This is a genomic window from Rahnella sp. AA (assembly GCF_002834385.1).
Classification (GTDB): Bacteria; Pseudomonadota; Gammaproteobacteria; order Enterobacterales; family Enterobacteriaceae; genus Rahnella.
In genome coordinates, this window is sequence record NZ_PITQ01000002.1 from 275,072 (window position 1) to 294,354 (window position 19,283).

At 54.1% G+C, this 19,283-nt stretch carries 15 protein-coding genes; 5 read left to right on the plus strand and 10 right to left on the minus strand.

From position 1 onward, the window contains the following. Positions 1-188 precede the first annotated feature (188 nt). Both ybiB and dinG read right to left on the minus strand, forming a co-directional pair. On the minus strand, positions 189-1,151 hold the full coding sequence (ybiB, locus tag CWS43_RS06095; RefSeq protein ID WP_101076029.1) for a DNA-binding protein YbiB: 963 nt from the start codon (positions 1,149-1,151) through the stop codon (positions 189-191). Between the two features lie 44 nt (positions 1,152-1,195). Beyond that, complete coding sequence (gene dinG / locus CWS43_RS06100; protein ID WP_101076030.1) at positions 1,196-3,370, minus strand: ATP-dependent DNA helicase DinG; 2,175 nt, start codon at positions 3,368-3,370, stop codon at positions 1,196-1,198. A gap of 323 nt (positions 3,371-3,693) precedes the next feature. On the opposite strand from dinG, the gene ompC reads away from it, so the two are divergent. Together ompC and CWS43_RS06110 are read left to right on the plus strand one after the other, a co-directional pair. Continuing rightward, positions 3,694-4,803, plus strand: a complete 1,110-nt coding sequence (ompC, locus tag CWS43_RS06105) for a porin OmpC (RefSeq protein ID WP_101076031.1) — start codon at positions 3,694-3,696, stop codon at positions 4,801-4,803. Positions 4,804-5,028: 225 nt separating this feature from the next. Then, on the plus strand, positions 5,029-5,835 hold the full coding sequence (locus CWS43_RS06110; RefSeq protein ID WP_101076032.1) for a 5'-nucleotidase, lipoprotein e(P4) family: 807 nt from the start codon (positions 5,029-5,031) through the stop codon (positions 5,833-5,835). A 58-nt stretch (positions 5,836-5,893) separates the two neighbouring features. Here CWS43_RS06110 and CWS43_RS06115 read toward each other — a convergent pair whose 3' ends face one another. The 4 genes from CWS43_RS06115 to yieE form a co-directional block, all read right to left on the minus strand. After that, positions 5,894-6,730: an ABC transporter ATP-binding protein gene (locus CWS43_RS06115; RefSeq protein WP_101076033.1), complete on the minus strand. Its 837-nt coding sequence runs from the start codon at positions 6,728-6,730 to the stop codon at positions 5,894-5,896. Next, a complete protein-coding gene (locus CWS43_RS06120; protein WP_101076034.1) occupies positions 6,730-7,812 on the minus strand; it encodes an iron ABC transporter permease in 1,083 nt (360 codons plus the stop codon). Before CWS43_RS06120 ends, CWS43_RS06115 begins: the two co-directional genes overlap by 1 nt. A 223-nt stretch (positions 7,813-8,035) precedes the next feature. Beyond that, a complete protein-coding gene (locus CWS43_RS06125; protein ID WP_101076035.1) occupies positions 8,036-9,511 on the minus strand; it encodes an amino acid permease in 1,476 nt (491 codons plus the stop codon). 134 nt (positions 9,512-9,645) lie between these two features. After that, entirely contained in the window at positions 9,646-10,515 is an 870-nt protein-coding gene (gene yieE, locus CWS43_RS06130; protein WP_101076036.1) for a DNA-binding transcriptional regulator YeiE, read from the minus strand. Positions 10,516-10,704: 189 nt separating this feature from the next. On the opposite strand from yieE, the gene CWS43_RS06135 reads away from it, so the two are divergent. Further along, on the plus strand, positions 10,705-11,775 hold the full coding sequence (locus CWS43_RS06135) for a YeiH family protein (RefSeq protein ID WP_101076037.1): 1,071 nt from the start codon (positions 10,705-10,707) through the stop codon (positions 11,773-11,775). Positions 11,776-11,863: 88 nt separating this feature from the next. Then, entirely contained in the window at positions 11,864-12,721 is an 858-nt protein-coding gene (gene nfo, locus CWS43_RS06140; RefSeq protein WP_101076038.1) for a deoxyribonuclease IV, read from the plus strand. Positions 12,722-13,544: 823 nt separating this feature from the next. Here the strand turns inward: nfo and fruA are convergent. Genes fruA through fruB form a run of 3 tightly spaced genes read right to left on the minus strand, consistent with a single transcriptional unit; the run spans position 13,545 to position 17,320 of the window. Continuing rightward, positions 13,545-15,242 carry a PTS fructose transporter subunit IIBC gene (gene fruA / locus CWS43_RS06150; RefSeq protein WP_101076040.1) on the minus strand — a complete coding sequence of 566 codons (1,698 nt, stop codon included), beginning with the start codon at positions 15,240-15,242 and terminating at the stop codon, positions 13,545-13,547. Positions 15,243-15,257: 15 nt separating this feature from the next. After that, complete coding sequence (gene fruK / locus CWS43_RS06155) at positions 15,258-16,193, minus strand: 1-phosphofructokinase (RefSeq protein ID WP_101076041.1); 936 nt, start codon at positions 16,191-16,193, stop codon at positions 15,258-15,260. Beyond that, positions 16,190-17,320, minus strand: a complete 1,131-nt coding sequence (gene fruB / locus CWS43_RS06160) for a fused PTS fructose transporter subunit IIA/HPr protein (protein WP_101076042.1) — start codon at positions 17,318-17,320, stop codon at positions 16,190-16,192. The genes fruK and fruB overlap by 4 nt, the downstream gene beginning before the upstream one ends. 475 nt (positions 17,321-17,795) lie before the next feature. On the opposite strand from fruB, the gene CWS43_RS06165 reads away from it, so the two are divergent. Next, positions 17,796-19,010, plus strand: a complete 1,215-nt coding sequence (locus tag CWS43_RS06165) for a sugar efflux transporter (RefSeq protein ID WP_101076043.1) — start codon at positions 17,796-17,798, stop codon at positions 19,008-19,010. Here the strand turns inward: CWS43_RS06165 and CWS43_RS06170 are convergent. Then, positions 19,007-19,261, minus strand: a complete 255-nt coding sequence (locus CWS43_RS06170) for a YkgJ family cysteine cluster protein (RefSeq protein ID WP_101076044.1) — start codon at positions 19,259-19,261, stop codon at positions 19,007-19,009. The genes CWS43_RS06165 and CWS43_RS06170 overlap by 4 nt on opposite strands. Positions 19,262-19,283: the final 22 nt, after the last annotated feature.

The following is a 19,283-nucleotide window of genomic DNA, read 5'->3' on the forward strand; positions in this document are numbered from 1 at the left end:
GCAGAACGAGAAAATTTCGGTTTTTCATGCGCGGTGATCACTCAGCGGCTCGCGCCGAAACCGAGCAGAGAGGAAAATGCTTTTCCTCTCTGCTCGGTTTCGGCGCGAAAAGCCATGTGATAACTATTATTGAGAAACCGAAATCTTGTCGATCAGTCTGAACCGCATCGATGCCCGGTCCGGCATCATTAAAACACCTGCTCTACGATCATCAGCGCTTCCGCCATATCCCCCGATACCCCCGCAGCCACCAGGCAGCACGCCAGCTGAATGAGGATCGCCTGCGGGATCGCACGTTCACCATTCAGACACCCGTTGATGTAAGAAACCGTCGCGGCGACGTCCTTCGTGGCAGGAATGTCAGCATCCGCAAATTCCTGCTTTTCAGCCAAAACGCTCTGCCCGCCACTGGCGATAAAGTGCGTTTGCGGGAAGCGTTGCGGGTTAGCGTACACTTCGCCTTCCGTGCCTTGTATAAGCAGGCCACGGCCATCAATCTGGCGGAAGAATGAGGAGACACGCTGAACATACTCCGGATGAGAAACGCTTGATATCCGCAGGGAATCCTGCCCGATAAACGGCGTAATCAGTTTCGCCAGCGTATGGCTGCTGTTGCGCACCCCCATCTGCCAGCGCAACGCGAGCTGTTTTTCTATCGGCGGGCACAAAACGGAAACCGGCACAAACACCGGCGCATTCCCTGCATCGAGCTGTTGTTGTGCCTGTTCCTGCGTCTGAGCAGCATCAATACCCAGCGCGCGGAAAATCTCCGCGCTGGTGATACGCGTCGGATCTTCATCAACACCGTGAACCAGCACGGGTAAACCGAGGCGGCTGAGAAGAATAGCCAGAAGTGGCGTAAGGTTTGCCTGTTTACGCGCACCGTTGTAAGTCGGGATAACAACCGGCATCGGGCGATTTTCCGGAGCATGAAGGCGCATTACGCACGCTTCCATCGCATCATAAAAACCGAGCATTTCTTCTTCCGCTTCGCCTTTAATACGAAACGCAATCAGTAATGCGCCCAGTTGCAGATCCGGCACATCACCGGCCAGAATATCCCGGTACAACGCCATCGACTGCTGCCGGTCCAAATCACGGGCGTGATTTTTTCCACGCCCCACTTCTTTGATGAGTTTGGTGTAATCCATCGTTCCCTTACCTTATCTGTGCAAATAGCTGTCAGTGCAAAGCATCATCGTTTGCGGGTGCGGCGGCGCACCGGGTCTTTCTTCACCGTTTTCAGAATATCCGGACGCTTCACCGAACCGGGTGCGGGCATCTCGCGTTGCTCTATCGGGAAGACGGGCAAGGCGGCCAGCAGGCGCGCGCCGTAGTTTTTCGTCAGCAGTCGTTTATCGTAAATCACGATTTCGCCCGTGCACTGATGACTGCGGATCAAACGTCCCACCTGCTGGATCAGATTGAATGATGCACTCGGCAGGCTTTGTACTTCGAACGGATAACGTTTTAGCGTTTTCAGCCATTCCCCCTCAGTCAGGATCACCGGGCTGTCGATCGGCGGGAACGCTATCTTATGAATATGCACCTGCGTCAGCAATTCGCCTTTAAGATCTAATCCCTCAGCAAAAGACTGTAACCCGACCAGCACGCTTGTTGTTCCGGCCGCTACGCGCTTACGGTGCTCCTCAACCAGCCTGTAACGTGGCTGATCGCCTTGCACCAGCAGCATCAGGCGCAGATCTGGCAGCAGCGAAACAAATTGCTGTAACGCACGGTTGCTGGCGAACAATACCAGCTGGCCGGTATGCAGCCCTTTTGCCAGCTCTGCGCGGAAGAAATCGGCCATCTCCTGCAAATGCGCGGCTTCATTCGCCATCAGCGGCTCAAGCGTCATTTGCGGGATAACCAGTTTGCCCTGTTCGACGTGATTAAATGGCGAATCCAGGCTGACAAAAAGGTCACCCGCTTTCTCCGTCAGCCCGGTCATTTCCTGTAAACGGGAAAAACTGTTGAGCGAACGCAGCGTTGCAGACGTGATAACCACATGAGGCACTTTGCGCCAGAGCATTTTCTCCAGCTGTTCACTGACGCGGATCCCCGCACAGTGGAAGATTAAATGCGTCTGGTTATCGAAATACGTGCGTGTCACCCATTTGCCGATCGGTGCATTTGAGGCTTTATCCAGCGCCGCCAGCCGCCACAGCTTACTCATCGTTTCGAGATAGCCCTGCATACGGCTCATGTGCAGGATGGCGCGATGCAAGCGCATGATATCGTGCTTACCGGTTTTTTCGCTCAGATCGTTGACCATGTACTCCGCCAGGCTGCGCAGGCCATCGGTCAGCTTGAACAAACGGCTGCACTGCTCGGTTAATTCAGGCGGCAGCATGCCCAGCTCAAAACGGTATTCGGCTTCCGTCTGGTCAGGCGGTAAAGACAGACTCACCGATTGCTCCACGGCGAGCAGCAATTCCCGCATCTCTGCACAGTGATTTTGCAGACGTTCAGGATTGGTCAGCGGTGGCGGATTTTTCGGGGTAAACAGCGCCAGACATTGCTCAATCTGGCGCACAAAATTGTCCAGTTGCAGATGGTTCCAGACGGCGGTGATTTCAGCGTCCACTTCGAGCGCATCGCGTGCCACTTCCGGCAGATGATGCCCTTCATCCAGCACCAGCAGCAAATCTTTGGCAGGCGGCAGCACCGATTCGGACTCCAGCGCCGCCATCACCAGCGCATGGTTTGTCACCACGACGTCAGCACTTTCGATCTCCTTGCGTGCCACAAAATACGGGCATTCACGGAAATAGTGACAGTTGCGGCTGAGGCAGTTCGCTTTATCCGTACTGATTTTTATCCATAACGGATCGTCGATGGTTTTTTGATAGTGATCCCGCAGTCCGTCCCATTCATAACGTGAAAGCGCCGTTTCCAGCGTTTTGCAGAATTTCTGTTCTTCACCGCTTGAAGGCGCTAACTCATCCCCGAGAAATAATCCCAGATCGCCCTGCGCATTCTCATTACTCATCGCCGCCAGATTTCGCGGACAAACGTAGCGCCCGCGCCCGAAAGCGCCGGTAAATTTCAGGTCGGGGATGATTTTTTTCAGCAGCGGTAAATCTTTACTGAAAATCTGATCCTGCAACGCCACGTTGGCCGTGCTGACAATCAGCGGCTTTTCTTCCTCGCGGCTGACCGCAATGCCGGGGATGAGATAAGACAGCGTTTTCCCAACGCCAGTCGGCGCTTCAATAGCCAGATGCCGCGCCGAATCCCCGGAGAAAGCTTTCGCGACCTCAGCAATCATCTGACGTTGCGGAGCACGGGAAATGAAATCCGGGATTTGCTGTTGCAGGGCTTTGTACCACTGGCTTATCTGATTTTTTACTGCGGGGGAAAGCGCCATGCATCTCTTTTTGTTGAAGGCCGGAACCGGGGTTTGGTCGCTATTGTCCCACAGACCGCCTTTTCGCGCAGCCCGAAATCACCCTTGATGAATGACCTTTTCCTCCTCCACTTTCTGTGGAAAAAGTGGAGGACTTGTAAAAAAAAGAAAAGTTCATTTCTGATTGTCATAAATTGATCACAAATCTACGGTAAAAAACTCTCGCTGAGAAAAATCCGAGTCCACACGGAATGTACAGCGAAAATGATGAATAGCGTCTTTCCATAAGACTTCATATAAAGCTTTCCCGAAAAGCTTTTAATAAAAAATGCAGGGTAAAATTCATGAAACGTAATATTCTGGCACTTTTAATTCCTGGTTTGCTGATTGCTTCAGGAGCTCACGCAGCAGAAGTTTATAATAAAGACGGTAATAAACTGGATCTGTACGGTAAAGTGAAAGGACTGCATTATTTCTCTGACTCAACCAGCAATGATGGTGACCAGAGTTATATTCGTTTCGGTTTTAAAGGCCAAACACAAATTAATGACCTCATCACTGGTTACGGCCAGTGGGAATACAACGTCATGGCTAACCATGCTGAGTCCGACAGCAAAACTCCAAGCACCACGGGCACTAAAACCCGTCTGGGCTTCGCAGGTCTGAAATTCGGTCAGTACGGCTCAGTTGACTACGGCCGTAACTACGGTGCTCTGTACGACGTTGAAGCCTGGACCGATATGTTCCCTGAATTCGGTGGCGACGGTTACACCAAGGCTGACCGCTTCATGACTGGCCGTACTAACGGCGTGGCAACTTACCGTAACCGTGGCTTCTTCGGCCTGGTTGACGGCCTGAACGTTGCCGTTCAGTACCAGGGTAAAAATGAAAACGACGGTCGCGGCAGCAGCACGGCAAACGGCGACGGTTATGCACTGTCTACAACTTACGCTCTGGGCGATACCGGTGTAAGCTTCGGCGGCGCTTATGCTTCATCTGACCGCACCACGGCGCAAAGCAACTCTGCTTACGGTAAAGGTGACAAAGCTGACGCATGGACTGGCGGCATGAAATATGATGCTAATGGCGTTTATTTAGCCGCAATGTATGCTGAAACCCGTAATATGGTTGCAATCACCGTTCCTGGTGGTATTGCAGGCGCACCGGCAGGCAGCGGTTTTGCTAATAAAACACAAACCTTCGAAGCTGTTGCACAATATCAGTTTGAAAATGGCCTGCGTCCGTCACTGGGTTATGTTCAGACTAAAGCGAAAGATATTGAAAATATCGGTGATGCAGACCTGGTTAAATATGTTGACGTAGCGGCAACGTATTACTTCAACAAAAACATGTCTGCGTATGTTGATTATAAAATCAACCAACTGTCTGACGACAATAAATTGGCTCTGAATAACGACGACGTTACTGCTGTCGGCCTGGTTTATCAGTTCTGATTTAAGTTAAAGAATCGCTTCATTGTTATTTCTCTGTCCTTGATTTTTTTGGCCGGACTCACCCTCCGGCCTTTTTCATTCCTCCCCGTCCGGCCTGCCCTTTTCTCTTTTTCGGCCTGTCTCGCGTAATGTTAAATTCCCGCTTTCGCAGCCCGCTGAATCTGCTACAGTTTTAGAGATTTTCATATTAATGCGAATTTTTCTTAACAAGCATAGGGATGACAAATGACTAAGATTTCGCTTTGCGCTACCAGTGCATTGATCATGCTGGCCCTCAGTGGCTGTGCGCAGCAAAAACCAGATGCCCAACAAAAACTGAACGATCAGTCCGTGATGGCGCTGAACTGGTTCCAGCAATCCGGTGAATATCAGGCACTGGCTTATCAGGCATTTAACACGGCTAAAATGGCGTTTGACCACGCGCAACCGCTGGCCGGACAGCAGAAAGCGGTGGTGGTAGATCTTGATGAAACCATGCTGGATAACAGCGCATACAGCGCCTGGCAGGTCAAAGCGAACAAGCCGTTCGACAGCAAAACCTGGTCACAATGGACGGCAGCGCGTCAGGCAACCGCCGTGCCCGGCGCGGTAGAATTTGCCAACTATGTCAACACCCACGGTGGCACCGTGTTCTACGTATCAAACCGTAAAACCAGTGAATACGCTGCAACCCTGGATAATATGAATCGCCTTGGCTTCACAGGCGCGAATGAAAAAACGATGCTGCTAAGTTCAGACACATCGAACAAGCAGGCGCGTTTTGATTCAATCAAAGCGGCGGGTTATCACGTCGTATTGTACGTCGGCGATAATCTGAATGATTTCGGCTCCGCGACCTACCACCAGGATAACGCGCAGCGCCGCGCCTTTGTGAATCAGAACCATCAGCAGTTCGGCACCCAATATATCGTTCTGCCGAATCCGCTTTATGGTGACTGGGAGAGTGGTCTGGCGAAGGATTACAACAAGCTAACACCAGAGCAGAAACTGAACGTGCGTGAGCAAAATTTAAAAGCGTGGGGCGGGAAGTAGTCACACTAAATGACTGTTTTAGCGTACTCCCCCTTCACACGGGGGAGTACCAAAACGATTAAATCTCCGGCGCGCCAACTAACCCATCAATCAGGACTTGCGGCGTGCCCTGCGAACAGCGCTCGATCCGCCCGCGAACACCGTAAACACGCGCCAGGCTGTCGGCGGTGATCACCGCTTCTGGTTCACCATCGGCGATCAGATTGCCGTCTTTTAACATCAGAACACGATCACCGTGCCGCAAAGCAATATTGATGTCATGTACCACAACGACGGTCACGATGTTGCGTTTCTGCGTTTCCTTGCGCACCAGATCCATTACGTGGAACTGATAATTGAGATCGAGCGCGCTAAGCGGTTCATCAAGCAGCAGGAGTGAAGGCTGGCGGATTAAGGATTGCGCGAGGCCCACCAGTTGTTTCTGCCCACCGGAAAGCTGATCCAGATAACTCAGCGCCAGATGTTCAATGCCAAGCTGTCGCAAAAGCGCCATGACGCTCTCCGTCCCTTCCGAGGCCTTACCTTTTCCGCCGGATGCACGTTGCGCCACGATGATTGATTCCAGCACATGCAAATGCACACCCGCAGGCAACGTCTGGGGCAGATAGACAACCTGCTCGGCGCGGCGCGCAAATGGCATCGGCATTAAGTCGTGACCATCGAGGAGCAACTGCCCTTCAGCACGGCTAAGACCGGCGAGGGAGCGCAACAGTGTAGATTTGCCGCTGCCGTTTGGCCCAAGCAGCACGGTGATTTTCCCGCGCGGCAGCATCGGCACGTTGAGGTTGCGGATCACATGACGCTTCGGATAACCCGCATTAAAATCACGGATTTGCAGCCCCTGCGAGGCGGCGTTAAGCACGTTTCCGGCACGCGTTTCTAACATCTCAGACATCAGACGTTCCCCCGGTGACGAAGAATAATACTCAGGAAGAACGGCACACCGACCAGCGAGGTCACAATGCCCACCGGAATGATAACGCCAGGCACCAGGTTTTTAGAGGCAACCGACGCCATTGACAGCACCAGCGCACCAATCAGCGCACTGGCGGGCAGGTAGAAACGGTGATCTTCACCGAACATCAGCCGCGCGATATGAGGAGCCACCAGACCGATAAAGCCAATCGGCCCGACAAATGCGACCGCCAGCGCGGAGAGAATACTGATACGCAGCAACGTACCAAGGCGCAGGCGCCGTACGTCGATGCCAAAACTGATCGCACGGTCTTCGCCCAGGCGCAGCGCCGTCAGCTTCCATGCGCTCATCATCGACCATGGCAGTAAAATCAGGAATGCCAGCACCATGACGCCGAGTTTTACCCAAGATGCACGCGCCAGGCTGCCCATGGTCCAGAAGACCAGCCCCTGCAAAGTGTCTTCTGTGGCGATAAATTGCATCAGTGAAACCAGCGCGTTAAAGGTAAAGACCAGCGCGATACCAAACAGCACGACGCCGGAACTGGCGACGCGCGTCCAGCGGGTGATGCCGTCAAGCATCAGTGCGGCAAACAGGGCAAAAATGAAAGCGTTGGCGGAGATAAACCACTGGTCCGGAACGCCCGGAATGCCAATACCCAGCACGATTGCCAGCGCGGCACCAAACGCCGCCGCAGAGGAAACCCCCAATGTAAACGGGCTGGCAAGCGGGTTATTGAGGATAGTCTGCATTTCCGCACCGGCAAGGCCAAGGGACATGCCCACCGCAACGGCCATCAGCGCATACGGCAGGCGGATATCCCAAACGATCACCCGCGTACCCGGGTCAGCAGCGGCGGCGTCAAACAGCGTTTTCCACAGCGTACCGAGTGACAATCCTGACGGCCCCATAATGAAATCAATCACCAGTGAGACGACTATCGCCATCACCAGGATCAGCATGATTAACAGGCGGCGGCGGACGATATTCTGATATCGCCCCATAACGCTGTCTTCGGCGTTGCCTTTCACCACCAGAGCGGGTTCGGTTGTTGCACTCATTTTCGCTTCAATCTCATTAAGTTAAAAACTTACAGCGGGTATCCCCGAAAAAAGGAAATAAATGATAATAATTATCAATGTGTTTTGCAAAACCTATCAAGCGTACAGGTTGATCGAGGCGTAACAAAGCGTTACGTCAGCTTGCCGAAAATCAGAGAAAACCAGACATAAAAAAAGCGAAGCCTGAGCCTCGCTTTTCAAATGTCATGGTTATCCGGGCCGGTTACTTATCAGTGTGCTCCGGGAATTCCATTTCGCTGTATTTCACCACTTTGGTGCCTTTGGTCAGCTTGTAACCAAACCAGATGATCAGGAACAACGGCAGACCAATGTACGTCGCCGCAACGCCTCCCCAGTCAATGGTATCTTTCAGGAACGCCTGATAGTTCTGGCCCAGCGTGATGATCAGACACAGCACAAACGCAAAGACCGGGCCGAACGGGAAGAAGCCGGACAGATAAGGCAACTTCTTCAGGTCAAGACCTTGTGAAACATAGCCGCGACGGAAACGGTAATGGCTCACCGCGATGCCCAGCCACGCAATAAAGCCCGTCATACCGGACGTGTTCAGCAGCCACAAGTAAACGGTCTGGTTACCAAACATTGAACTCAGGAAGCACAGCGCGGCCACAATGGTGGTGGCGTAAAGTGCATTGCGCGGCACGCCGCCTTTCGACAGTTTAGCGAACATGCGTGGCGCTTTGCCTTCGCTGGCCAGCGTGAACAGCATACGGGTTGACGCGTACATGCCTGAGTTACCGGCAGACAATACGGCAGTCAGGATCACGGCGTTCATTACCGCAGCGGCGGACAGCAGGCCGGCATTACGGAACACCAGCGTGAACGGGCTGACGGAGATATCGCCCACTTCGTTACGCAGCAAGCTTGGATCGGTGTAAGGAATGATCAGGCTGATGACCAGAATCGCCAGGATATAGAACAGCAGGATACGCCAGAATACCTGACGCACCGCGCGTGGAATGTTTTTGCCCGGGTTTTCAGACTCACCGGCAGCCACGCCAATCAGTTCGGTTCCCTGGAAGGAGAAACCGACGATCATCGCCACGCCTATCATCGAGGCAAATCCGCCTGCGAACGGCGCGTCACCGATAGTCCAGTTATGCCAGCCTGCCGTTTCTGCGCCGCGCATAATGCCGGTGATCATCAGCACGCCCACGGCGATGAAGATGATGACAGTGACCACTTTGATCAGAGAGAACCAGTATTCTGCTTCGCCGAAACCGCGTACGGAAATGTAGTTAAGCAGGAAGATCAGGCCGAGGAACAAAGCGCTCCAGATCCAGCCCGGCGAGTCAGGGAACCAGTAGTTCATCACCAGTTGCGAAGCCACGAGATCAACCGCAATAGTCACCGCCCAGTTGTACCAGTAGTTCCAGCCCAGTGCGAAACCAAAACCTTCTTCCACATAGCGCGAGCCGTAGGTGGAGAATGAACCGGAAACCGGCATGAACGCGGCGAGTTCACCGAGGCTGGTCATCAGGAAATACACCATGATGCCGATCAGTGCGTAGGACAGCAGCGCCCCACCCGGGCCTGCCTGTGAAACTGTTGCGCCGGAGGCGACGAATAAACCCGTACCAATTGAACCGCCGATGGCGATCATCGTTAAGTGACGTGCCTTGAGCTCGCGACGCAGTGTGGGAACCACCTGCGTATTTTTTGTAGGTTGTTGAGCCATTTTTACCCTATATCCGCTCGTCATTATAAAATTTAAGCGCGGATTGTAGCAAAACCTGTCGCCCTGAATAGCAGGAACGACCTGTTATAAGACACCTTCATAACAGGCCGTGGATCATTAGTGAAAGACCGTAATCAGGATTCGCGGCAGTAGGTTAAAAACCGCGACAAGGCGTTGGAGATGTGTTTCTGGCGGTGATGAATGAGATAAAGCTTACGCACCAGCGGGGCAACCGGCAGGCGGATTTCCACCAGCGAGCCGCTGCTAAGCTGCTCGGCAATCACGCGGCGCGACAGGCAACTGATACCAATACCATGGCGAACCGCGTGTTTGATGGCTTCGGAATTTCCCAGCTCCATCACCAGATTGAAATCCGGTAACTGCGGCAGCAACATGTGATCTAACACTTCGCGCGTACCCGAGCCGCGTTCACGCAAAATCCACGGTTCCCGCGCCAGCGCTTCCAGCGAAACAACCTTGTTCACCAGCGGATTTTCCGGCGCGACAAATACCACCAGTTCGTCATCGAGCCACGGCTGCGTGATCAGCTCCGGCAACTGGCATGGCCCTTCGATAAGGCCCAGATCCACCCTAAAGTCAGAGACGGCGTTAATCACGTCGTTAGTGTTGCCCACGTTCAGCTCCAGCGGCGTATGCGGGAAATCCAGCCGGTATTCCGCAATCATCGCCGGCAGCATGTAATTGCCGATAGTGCTGCTGGCGCCGATGCGCAGCGAACCGTTGTCGTGATTAAACAGACGCTCGATTTCTCCCGCCTGCTCCAGCAACGCCAGCGCTTTCGGGTATAACAGGCGTCCATGTTCGTTCGTCACCAGCCGTTTTCCGACCCGGTCAAATAACTGCACGCCAAGTTGCCCTTCAATATCGGCCAGCGCCGCACTGACCGCTGATTGCGATAATGAAAGTACAACTGACGCCTGCGTGGTCGAACCGCTTTTCAGCACTTCGGCGAAGACTTCAAGTTGTCGCAATGTAATGTGCATAAATGTCCCGCTATCCTCACGCTTCTCTTTGTTAAGTATAGACCCGTTGGCCAGCCGGTCGTTCAGGTGCTCTCATTGCGACGCATTCTATACCACTTTTTAAGATAGATTATAAAATTATAATCTATTTCATATTTATATAAGCAAAGCGTAACGTTGTCTCATCTCCTGAATAAAGAGGAACAGACAATGAATACTCTCGTACTTAAGCAGTCAGCAGGGTTTAGCCGTGCCTTACCCGGCCTGGCTCTGACGGGGCTTATCACCGTACTGGCCATCTGGTTAAGCGACATTCCCGCGTTGAATCAGCTTGGTCTGAGCGCACTGACGCTGGCGATCGTTATCGGCATGGTTGCCGGCAACACGTTTTATCCTGCCGCCAAGCCGTGGTGTGAGGAAGGCGTTACGCTGGCAAAACAGCGTCTGTTACGGCTCGGCATCATCCTTTACGGCCTGCGACTCACCTTTGCGCAGATAGCAGACGTCGGTGCAACCGGCATTCTGATTGACGCCATGATGCTGTGCTCTACCTTTGCTCTGGCCTGCTGGCTGGGACAACGCGTGTTTAAATTAGACCGCGATACCTCGATGCTCATCGGTGCAGGCAGCAGCATCTGCGGTGCAGCCGCCGTGATGGCGACGGAACCGGTGCTCAACGCTAAAGCCGAAAAAGTTACCGTTGCCGTGGCCACAGTGGTTATTTTCGGTACCGCCGCCATCTTCCTGTATCCGTGGTTATGGCAGCTTAATGAGCATTATCACTGGGTGAACTTCACGGCTGCACAGTTCGGCATTTATACCGGCTCAACGGTGCATGAAGTGGCGCAGGTGGTTGCTGCCGGTCAGGGCGTCAACCCGGACGCTGAAAACGCAGCGGTGATTGCCAAGATGATCCGCGTCATGATGCTGGCTCCGTTCCTGCTGCTGTTATCCGGCTGGGTTGCCCGCGGTAAAAGCGTGAACGAAGGCGGTGAGAAATCAGGTTTGCGTAACATCACGATCCCGTGGTTCGCACTGATGTTCATCCTGGTGGCGGCGTTTAACTCGCTGGATATTCTGCCACACAGCTGGATCCCACCGCTCATCACGCTCGACACAGTGCTGCTCGCGATGGCAATGGCGGCGCTGGGCCTGACAACACATGTCAGCGCACTGCGTCAGGCGGGGCTGAAACCGATGTTGCTGGCGGCCATATTGTTTGTCTGGCTGATTGCTGGCGGCGCGGGGATCAACCAGCTGGTTCAGCATCTTTTTGGCTAATGTTGCGGGTTTTAACACTTCTCTGCTGCGCCTGCCCCGTGCAGGCGCTATCATTCCCCCTTGGATGAAAAATAAATGAGGAGCGGGAATGAAGTTTATAGGAGCACACGTGAGTGCTGCGGGCGGCGTCGATCAGGCCGTACTGCGGGCACACGAGCTGGAAGCCACGGCTTTTGCGCTTTTCACCAAGAACCAGCGCCAGTGGAAAGCGGCACCGCTGCCGGAAGACGTCATCGAAAAATTCAAAGCAGCCTGTGAAAAATATGGCTATCAGAGTAACCAGATTTTGCCGCATGACAGCTATCTGATTAACCTCGGCCATCCGGTCACCGATGCGCTGGAAAAATCCCGCGAGGCCTTTCTCGACGAGCTGCAACGTTGCGAGCAGCTCGGCCTTTCGTTGCTGAATTTCCATCCGGGAAGCCACCTGATGCAAATCGACGAAGACAAATGCCTCGAACGAATCTCTGAATCCCTGAACATTGCGCTGGCGCAGACGCAGGGCGTCACCGCGGTCATTGAAAACACCGCCGGTCAGGGCAGCAATCTGGGCTTCCGCTTCGAGCATCTGGCGAAAATCATTGATGGCGTCGAAGACAAAAGCCGCGTCGGTGTCTGCATCGATACCTGCCACGCTTTCGCCGCCGGTTACGATCTGCGTACCGTCGAAGAGTGCGAGAAGACCTTCAAACATTTCGAAGACGTCGTCGGATTTAAGTACCTGCGCGGTATGCACCTCAACGATGCGAAAAGCGAATTCAACAGCCGCGTCGACCGCCACCACAGCCTCGGTCAGGGGAACATTGGCAACACGGTGTTCAGCTGGATGATGCGCGACGCGCGGTTTGACGGTATCCCGATGATCCTCGAGACGGTCGATCCGGAGATCTGGAAAGATGAGATCGCGTGGTTGAAGGGGGAAGCGGCGGCTGAAGTCGCGGCTTAAATTTGCAGATAGCCGTTGCAAGTGGCGGCCTAAAGGCTTGGATCGAGACGATTTCGGTTTATCACTTGCAGTGATGCTTAAAACTCAGGTCAAAACCTTGGGTTGCCACCCAAAAGGGCTTCAAGGTCAACACCTTGGGCTCGCCGCCCAAACTGGCCTCAAGGAGCGCCTATCGCCGCGCCCCTTGAGAATCCCGGGCTCTTAAACTGCGCGCTATCGCTGGGTCGACGGACGTGTTCTGTTACTCCTGCATGTGGCGCAAATCCAGGCACTTCGTGCTGCCTTCACTCGGTCTTCGAGCCATAGGTCTCGAAGCCGCTCCGTTCAGCTGGATTTTGAGCGCGCCAGCCCACTTATCTAAAAAGATTAAAACCCTTCTGCTTTTGACTCTAGATAAGCCTCCAGCTGCTTTCAAAAAGCATGCTGAATTACATAGCCAGTGGCCGCTTTCAGAAAGCTTGCCGAGCGAAGCGTTTCGAGACCTGTGGCTCGAAACCGAGTAAGGGAACCGCGCAGCGGCAAGTTTTCGCGGCAATCACTATTGTGTCTGAAACATAGCCAGCGAGCGGTAGCGCGCAGTTAAAAAAACGCAGGATTCCAAAGGGTTTCGTTTAAAACCCTTTGGGCCAGTTTGGGCGGCGAGCCCAAGGTCTTGCCGGTTTGGGTGGCAACCCAAGGTTTTGATCTAAGCGAGCACCGCACATGAAAAACCGAAACTTTCTCGATCGCGTTATCCATGCCGTCACTTGCAGCGGCCATCTGCAAAAAAAAAGCGCGACTCATTTTTCAAGTCGCGCTTCTGTCACCTGCTGAACAGCAATTATCAGGCTACTTTAGCCGCCAGTTGCGCATCTGAACGTTTCAGAACCGCATAAGCGCCACCCGCCAGAACGGTACCAGCGATAATCGCCACCAGATAACCGATAACCGGTGTGATTGCGCCAGGGATCAGCAGAACAAACAGACCACCGTGTGGTGCCATCAGCTGTGCATGGAATGCCATGGACAACGCACCGGTCAGCGCACCACCGGCGATACAGCACGGCAGAACACGCATCGGGTCACGGGCAGCGAACGGAATCGCACCTTCAGAGATAAAGCACAGACCCAGAACCAGCGCTGCTTTACCGCCTTCTCGTTCACTTTGTTCGAACTTGTTACGCGCCAGCAAGGTCGCCAGACCCATCGCCAGTGGTGGCACCATACCCGCTGCCATGATGGCGGCCATTGGTGCGTACACGGAAGAACTCAGCAACGCGACGCCGAATGCGTAAGCCGCTTTGTTTACCGGGCCACCCATGTCGGTACACATCATCGCACCGAGGATTGCGCCGAGCAGTACGGCGTTCGCAGTACCCAGAGATTGCAGCCATGCGGTCAGACCTGCCATGATTTTTGCCACCGGCGTACCGACAACATAAATCATCACCAGACCCGTAATCAGGCTCGCGACCAGCGGGATGATCAGGATAGGTTTAAGGGCTTCCATACTTTGCGGTAACTTCAGCTTGCCGCTGATAGCTTTCGCCACGTAACCCGCGAGGAAACCGGCGATGATACCGCCAAGGAAACCAGCACCGGTGCTCACGGCTAACATACCGCCGATAAGACCCGGCGTCAGGCCAGGACGGTCAGCGATGGAGAAGGCAATAAAGCCAGCCAGAACCGGAACCATCAGCGCGAAGGCTGAAGCGCCACCGATTTGCATCAGCGCAGCCGCCAGCGTGCCTTTTACTTCGAAGGCTTTAATACCGAAAACGAAAGACAGCGCGATACACAACCCGCCCGCAACCACCATCGGCAGCATGTAAGACACGCCGGTCAGCAGGTGGCGATATGGCCCAGAACCGCCCGCTTCTTTCTTCTTCGCCGTGGAAGTTGCGCCCTGTGCGTTAGGGGCAAACACTTCCGCTTCAACCAGTGCTTTATCCAGCTCCTGTTTGGTCTTTTTCAATGCCAGACCGGTAGAGGTACGGTACATCGGCTTACCGGCGAACTTCGCCAGATCGACTTCGATGTCAGCCGCAACGATGACCAGATCTGCCGCCGCCACTTCTTCAGGCGTGATGGCGTTACCGGCACCGACGGAACCGCGGGTTTCCACTTTCACCCACCAGCCGCGTTTTTTGGCTTCGCTTTCAATGGCTTCAGCCGCCATGAAAGTGTGCGCAACGCCGGTCGGGCAGGCGGTGATAGCAACGATACGTTTTGGACCCGCCGCAGCGGCAGGTGCTGACACGGCAACTGCCGGTGCCACGTAAGGTTTGGCTTCTGTCAGTGCACGTGCCAGAAATGCCTGAGGATCACGGACTGCATCCGCCACATCACCAGTGTAAATGTTTTTGCCCGTCAGCGCCGCGTCGTTCGGCACGGTTTCACCGGCCACGATCACCACTTCAGCGTCAGCGGCCTGTCCGACCACCTGATGCCCTGCTTTCGCCGCAGCAGCAGCGAGCAAATTTTTCGCCAGATGGCTGCGAGCCTGTCCCAGCGAACTGTCTATCATCAGCAGCGTTTTCATTCTGCCTCCTGCGGATTAAAAGGGTTTCAGATCAACACGGGCCATCATCGCCGCCAGTTGCGGACGATCGGTGACACCGACATTACTCTGGCTGACAGCCAGTGCGGCAACAGCCGTTGCCAGGCGTAACGTATGTTCGCTGGATTCGCGCATCAGCAGACCGTAGATCAGGCCACCGACCATGGAATCGCCGGCACCGACGGTGCTGACAACTTCACAGGCTGGCGGTTTGGCGATCCACGCGCCGGAGGCGTTAACCCACAATGCGCCTTCAGCACCCAGAGAAATCACCACGTGGGCAATCCCCTGATCGCGCAAGGCGTGCGCAGCTTCTACCACGTCACTCAGTTCTGGCAATTTACGACCAGCCCAGATTTCCAGCTCACGGCGGTTAGGTTTAACCAGCCACGGCGCAGCTTTCAGACCGGCAACCAGTGCTTCACGGCTGCTGTCGAAAATGATGCACGGACACTGCGCACGCAGACGTTTCATCCAGTCAGTGAATGCGTCAGGATCCACGCCTGCTGGCAAGCTGCCGCTCACGGCGACCATGTCGAACTGGCCCAGCCATGACAGGGAATCTGTCACGAAACGTTCCCAGTCGGCCGGCGTCACAGTGAAGCCGGAGAAGTTGAAGTCACTGACTTCGCCATCTTTTTCAGTCAGCTTGACGTTAATACGCGTACGGCCATTCACGACCTGGAAACGGTTCGCGATGCCCAGATCGCTGAACAACAGCTGGAAGCCGTCCTGATTTTCTTTGCCCAGGAAGCCCCCAACGGTGACATCGATACCGAGATCTTTCAGCACTTTCGCAACGTTGATGCCTTTACCTGCGGCGTGCAGACCGGTGGTTTGCACCAGATTGACTTCACCGCGTTCGATTTCAGGCACATAGCCCACTAAATCGTATGCCGGGTTTAAGGTAATTGTGGCGACTCGACGGCTCATGCGCCCTCCCCAAGGCCATCAGCAATCGCTTCACCGATGGTTTTTAATGCCAGTTCTGCATCTTCACCACTGGCAGTAAAGCGCAGGTGGTGACCTTTTTTCACGCCCAGCGCCACGACTTTCATCAGGCTGCGGCCGTTGGCAGGTTTTCCGCTGCCATCAAGATTGGTTACGGTGATTTCGCTGCTGAACTGTTTGATCACGTTCACTAATGCCGTGCCCGGACGCGCATGCAGGCCATGTTCGTTACGGATAACGAATTCAGCCGCCAGCACGTTGGCTTGTTCTTCGACTTCGCTGGTCAGTAAAGCCAGCACGCCCACCGCATCAGCCGTCAGCAAGCGTTCAGCTTTATTAGCAATCAGCAGGTCGCTCAGGTAATTCAGCACGTCCAGCGGCTGGTCATCTGCGACAGAAATCGTCAGCAGCATAGACACTTTTTCGCCGGCCAGATCAAATGCCTGCTGTGCGCGGCTGACGGTAGCGGCACTTTTCAGGTTGCCTTCCGTGCTGTCGCTCAGCCAGATACCATGACCCAGATTCAGCGGTTTGCGGCTGATCACATCACTGACGAAAGCGGTATCTACAGCGCCAACCTGTTGCAGACGGCCTGCGTTCAGCGCCTGTAATGTGATCAGGCTTTCCGCCGCCACATCCACAGCAATCAGTTGGGTATCAAACAGGAATTCAGCGGCATTTTTCTCGCCCATCAGCAGGCTGCGCAGTTCTTCAGCGGAATCTGTTTTTGCCAGACGCTCAGCCACGCTGTCGTCACTTAAGACGTGCGTCAGCTGACGCAGCAAACCGAGGTGTTCATCAGAACGCGCTGCGATGCCGATCACGACATAAGCGGTCTGACCTTCACCCCATGCGATGCCCTGCGGGAACTGGAATACCTGGACGCCGGTATCAAGCACCAGATCACGGGTATCGGTGGTGCCGTGCGGGATAGCAATGCCGTTGCCAAGGTAAGTCGAGGTTTGCAGCTCACGCGCCAGCATACCGTCTACATAGCCTTCGCTGACGCGGCCGGCCTGAGTCAGTGCCGCCGCGACCTGGCGAATTGCTTCCTGCTTATCGCTGGCAGCCGCACCGAGATGAATATCTTGCTGTGACAGTTGGAACATAATTCTCCTCTCCTGCTGAAATTGAATCGTTTCAGCTTTACTGAGAAAAAAGGAGCGCCATCAAATTTCAGAAGAGAAACTGACAACGCTGAAACGTTTCAAGGAGTCTTAATCCGGCCTGTTTTTAAATCAAGTTTTCCCTGATTTTGCGTAACAATTTTTTGATGCCACGCACAGTTTCCTTTTTTTGACGCCCTGAAGCCCGTGACTTAACACAAATGCTGAAGTCAGGCTGAAACAACCGGGGACAGATTAGCTGAAGTCAGCTGACGGATCTAAGCTGATGACCTCCTGTTATCCGGCTCATGCCAGAATGGGTTATTTTTAACACAATGTGCGGTTTTATTATTCAGTATGGCAAATACACTCCGGTTTACATTTTTGATGATCAAAACCTGTTTTTGTTTTTTTTAAACTGTCGTAACATTCGCGCAAATTTTGTCCCCCCTTCTCTTCATTCTGGTTCAGCTATCTAATGCGAATTTCTACAACGTCAGCCCGCCGCTTACCCGACATGACGTCGACTGCTTTTCTGATCATCGCCTTTCTTACCGGGATTGCGGGTGCACTTCAGACCCCGACGCTCAGCCTGTTCCTGACCTCTCAGGTACACGTCAGCCCGTTTATGGTCGGCATCTTCTTTACCGGCAGCGCCGTGATTGGTATTTTCGTCAGCCAGCTGCTGGCGACCTGGTCCGACAAACGCGGTGACCGCAAAACGCTGATCCTGTATTGCTGCATTCTGGGCGCGCTGGCATGTGTCCTTTTCGCCTTCAATCGTAACTACTTTATTTGGCTGTTTATCGGCGTTTTATTATCAAGCTTTGGCTCGACCGCCAACCCGCAAATGTTTGCCCTTGCGCGTGAACATTCCGAAAAAACAGGGCGCGAAGCCGTGATGTTCAGCTCTATTTTGCGCGCACAAGTTTCTCTGGCCTGGGTAGTCGGGCCGCCACTGGCTTTCGCCCTGTCGATGGGATTCGGTTTTACCTTCATGTACTGCGCCGCCACGCTGGCATTTCTGCTGTGTGGCGTAATGGTGTGGATGTTCCTGCCTTCCATGCCTAAGGCGCACATCAAAACAACCGCTACGCTGGAAGCCCCGCGCCGCAACCGTCGCGATACGCTGATGCTGTTTGTTGCCTGTTCTCTGATGTGGGCGGCCAACAGTATTTATCTGATCAACATGCCGCTGTATGTGGTGCGCGAACTGGGCTTGCCTGAAAAGCTGGCGGGCGTGCTGATGGGCAGCGCCGCCTGTCTGGAAATCCCGACCATGCTGATTGCCGGATATCTGGCAAAACAGTTAGGTAAGCGTTTCCTGATGCGGTTTGCCGTGCTGGCGGGGGTGATTTTCTACACCTGTATTTTGTTTACGACCGGGGCCGCAGCGATGATTGCTTTACAGCTGCTGAACGCCATTTTCATCGGCATTCTGGCCGGCATCGGCATGCTGTATTTTCAGGATTTAATGCCGGGTCAGGCGGGAGCGGCAACAACGCTGTTCACCAACTCCACCCGTGCGGGCTGGATCCTCGCCGGTTCACTGGCGGGCGTGATTGCCCAGTTCTGGACGTATCACGCGGTGTTTTACGCCGCGCTGGTAATGGTCGTGGGCGCGGTTGCGTGCATCTGGAATGTGAAAAACGTCGATAAGCCAGCGGAAGAAACGCCGGAAGCCGTGGCTTAAGGCGCGGTGTCCGCTTCGAGTTTAATGAGGTAAGTCAGCGCCTGGTCGCGGTGTGTAAAACACATTTCGCGGCTGGCCTGCAGGCTGCCGCAAACTTTTGGCCGCAGCGGCGAGGTGAAAATCTGGCACAGGAAGTTATCGGCCAGATGAATACAGCGGGTGTTGGCGGGTTTGCCGTCCGGCATTCCGGGGATCGGGCTGGAAATTGAAGGCGCTATGCAACAGGCTCCGCAATCGGTACGACAGTCCATTAACAGCCTCCTCAGGCCACAT

Coding starts and splice junctions, on each gene's coding strand:
- CWS43_RS06115 (WP_101076033.1), bottom strand. CDS start 6,730: ATGTCTGAGATGTTAGAAACGCGTGCCGGAAACGTGCTTAACGCCGCC.
- CWS43_RS06165 (WP_101076043.1), top strand. CDS start 17,796: ATGCGAATTTCTACAACGTCAGCCCGCCGCTTACCCGACATGACGTCG.
- CWS43_RS06110 (WP_101076032.1), top strand. CDS start 5,029: ATGACTAAGATTTCGCTTTGCGCTACCAGTGCATTGATCATGCTGGCC.
- CWS43_RS06125 (WP_101076035.1), bottom strand. CDS start 9,511: ATGGCTCAACAACCTACAAAAAATACGCAGGTGGTTCCCACACTGCGT.
- CWS43_RS06135 (WP_101076037.1), top strand. CDS start 10,705: ATGAATACTCTCGTACTTAAGCAGTCAGCAGGGTTTAGCCGTGCCTTA.
- CWS43_RS06120 (WP_101076034.1), bottom strand. CDS start 7,812: ATGAGTGCAACAACCGAACCCGCTCTGGTGGTGAAAGGCAACGCCGAA.
- CWS43_RS06170 (WP_101076044.1), bottom strand. CDS start 19,261: ATGGACTGTCGTACCGATTGCGGAGCCTGTTGCATAGCGCCTTCAATT.
- ybiB (WP_101076029.1), bottom strand. CDS start 1,151: ATGGATTACACCAAACTCATCAAAGAAGTGGGGCGTGGAAAAAATCAC.
- yieE (WP_101076036.1), bottom strand. CDS start 10,515: ATGCACATTACATTGCGACAACTTGAAGTCTTCGCCGAAGTGCTGAAA.
- fruK (WP_101076041.1), bottom strand. CDS start 16,193: ATGAGCCGTCGAGTCGCCACAATTACCTTAAACCCGGCATACGATTTA.
- dinG (WP_101076030.1), bottom strand. CDS start 3,370: ATGGCGCTTTCCCCCGCAGTAAAAAATCAGATAAGCCAGTGGTACAAA.
- nfo (WP_101076038.1), top strand. CDS start 11,864: ATGAAGTTTATAGGAGCACACGTGAGTGCTGCGGGCGGCGTCGATCAG.
- fruB (WP_101076042.1), bottom strand. CDS start 17,320: ATGTTCCAACTGTCACAGCAAGATATTCATCTCGGTGCGGCTGCCAGC.
- fruA (WP_101076040.1), bottom strand. CDS start 15,242: ATGAAAACGCTGCTGATGATAGACAGTTCGCTGGGACAGGCTCGCAGC.
- ompC (WP_101076031.1), top strand. CDS start 3,694: ATGAAACGTAATATTCTGGCACTTTTAATTCCTGGTTTGCTGATTGCT.